This is a genomic window from Flavobacterium sp. CF108, from assembly GCF_900129795.1.
Taxonomy (GTDB): Bacteria; Bacteroidota; Bacteroidia; order Flavobacteriales; family Flavobacteriaceae; genus Flavobacterium.
In genome coordinates this window covers 1-1,997 of the sequence record NZ_FQWW01000016.1, presented here as the reverse complement: position 1 = coordinate 1,997, position 1,997 = coordinate 1, and the positions used below count along the sequence as shown (strand labels likewise).

Below are 1,997 nucleotides of genomic sequence, written 5' to 3'. Positions count from 1 at the left end.
ACTGCCCCAGCATGGACAACTCAGGCTGGTTCTTTAAACCAAACTATTGAATGCAGTAATGCTTCAGGATTGGATGCCGCACAGGCTTTATTCCCAGCTGCTTCTGATTTATGTGATGCTGATGTTTCAAATATCACTAAAGTAAGCGGACAGTTTGTGGCTTCTGAAGGATGTTCAAATGCCGGAACTTACACCAATACCTGGACTGTAAAAGACGACTGCGGCAATACTTCTGATACTTTCACTCAAGTAATTACAATTCAGGATACAACTGCTCCAGCATGGACAACTCAGGCTGGTTCTTTAAACCAAACTATTGAATGCAGTAATGCTTCAGGATTGGATGCCGCACAGGCTTTATTCCCAGCTGCTTCTGATTTATGCGATGCTGATGTTTCGAATATCACTAAAGTAAGCGGACAGTTCGTTGCTTCTGAAGGATGCTCAAATTCTGGAACTTATACCAATACTTGGACTGTAAAAGACGACTGCGGAAATACTTCTGATACTTTCACTCAAGTAATTACAATACAAGATACAACTGCTCCGACTTGGACAACACAGGCTGGTTCTTTAAACCAAACTATCGAATGCAGCAATGCGGAAGCTTTAACTTCGGCTCAGGCTTTATTCCCTTCAGCTTCTGATTTATGTGATGCTGATGTTTCTAATATCACTAAAGTAAGCGGACAATTCGTTGCTTCTGAAGGATGCTCAAATTCTGGAACTTATACCAATACCTGGACTGTAAAAGACGACTGCGGAAATACTTCTGATACTTTCACACAAATCATTACAATTCAGGATACAACTGCTCCAGAATGGACAACTCAGGCTGGTTCTTTAAACCAAACTATTGAATGCAGTAATACTGAAGCTTTGACTTCGGCTCAGGCTTTATTTCCTGCTGCTTCTGATTTATGCGACACTGATGTTTCTAATATCACTAAAGTAAGCGGGCAGTTTGTGGCTTCTGAAGGATGTGGAAATGCTGGAACTTATACTAACACTTGGACTGTAAAAGATGACTGCGGAAATACTTCTGATACTTTCACTCAAGTAATTACAATTCAGGATACAACTGCTCCGACTTGGACAACACAGGCTGGTTCTTTAAACCAAACTATCGAATGCAGCAATGCTGAAGCTTTGACTTCAGCTCAGGCTTTATTCCCAGCAGCTTCTGATTTATGTGACACTGATGTTTCGAATATCACTAAAGTAAGCGGGCAGTTTGTTGCTTCTGAAGGGTGCGGAGATGCCGGAACTTATACCAATACATGGACAATAAAAGACGACTGCGGAAATACTTCGGATACTTTTACTCAAATCATTACGATTCAGGATACGACAGCTCCAGCATGGACAACGCAGGCTGATTCTTTAAATGTGACTTTAGAATGTACTGATACTTCTGGATTAGATACCGCTCAGGCGTTATTTCCAGCTGCTGTTGATGCTTGTGATTGTGATGTAACTAACATCACTAAAATAAGCGGTCAATTCGTGGCTTCTGAAGGATGTTCAAATGCCGGAACTTACACCAATACCTGGACAATAAAAGACGACTGCGGAAATACTTCGGATACTTTTACTCAAATCATTACGATTCAGGATACGACAGCTCCAGCATGGACAACGCAGGCTGATTCTTTAAATGTGACTTTAGAATGTACTGATACTTCTGGATTAGATACCGCTCAGGCGTTATTTCCAGCTGCTGTTGATGCTTGTGATTGTGATGTAACTAACATCACTAAAATAAGCGGTCAATTCGTGGCTTCTGAAGGATGTTCAAATGCCGGAACTTACACCAATACCTGGACTGTAAAAGACGATTGCGGCAATACTTCTGATACTTTCACACAAGTAATTACAATTCAGGATACAACTGCTCCGACTTGGACAACGCAGGCTGGTTCTTTAAACCAGACTATTGAATGCAGCAATGCTGAAGCTTTGACTTCGGCGCAAGCCTTATTCCCAGCTGCTTCTGA

1 protein-coding gene is annotated in these 1,997 nt (G+C 41.6%); it reads left to right on the top strand.

Annotated elements, in window-relative coordinates:
* On the top strand, positions 1-1,997 hold a 1,997-nt coding region (locus BUE10_RS23590), incomplete at both ends, for an Ig-like domain-containing protein (RefSeq protein WP_317043654.1).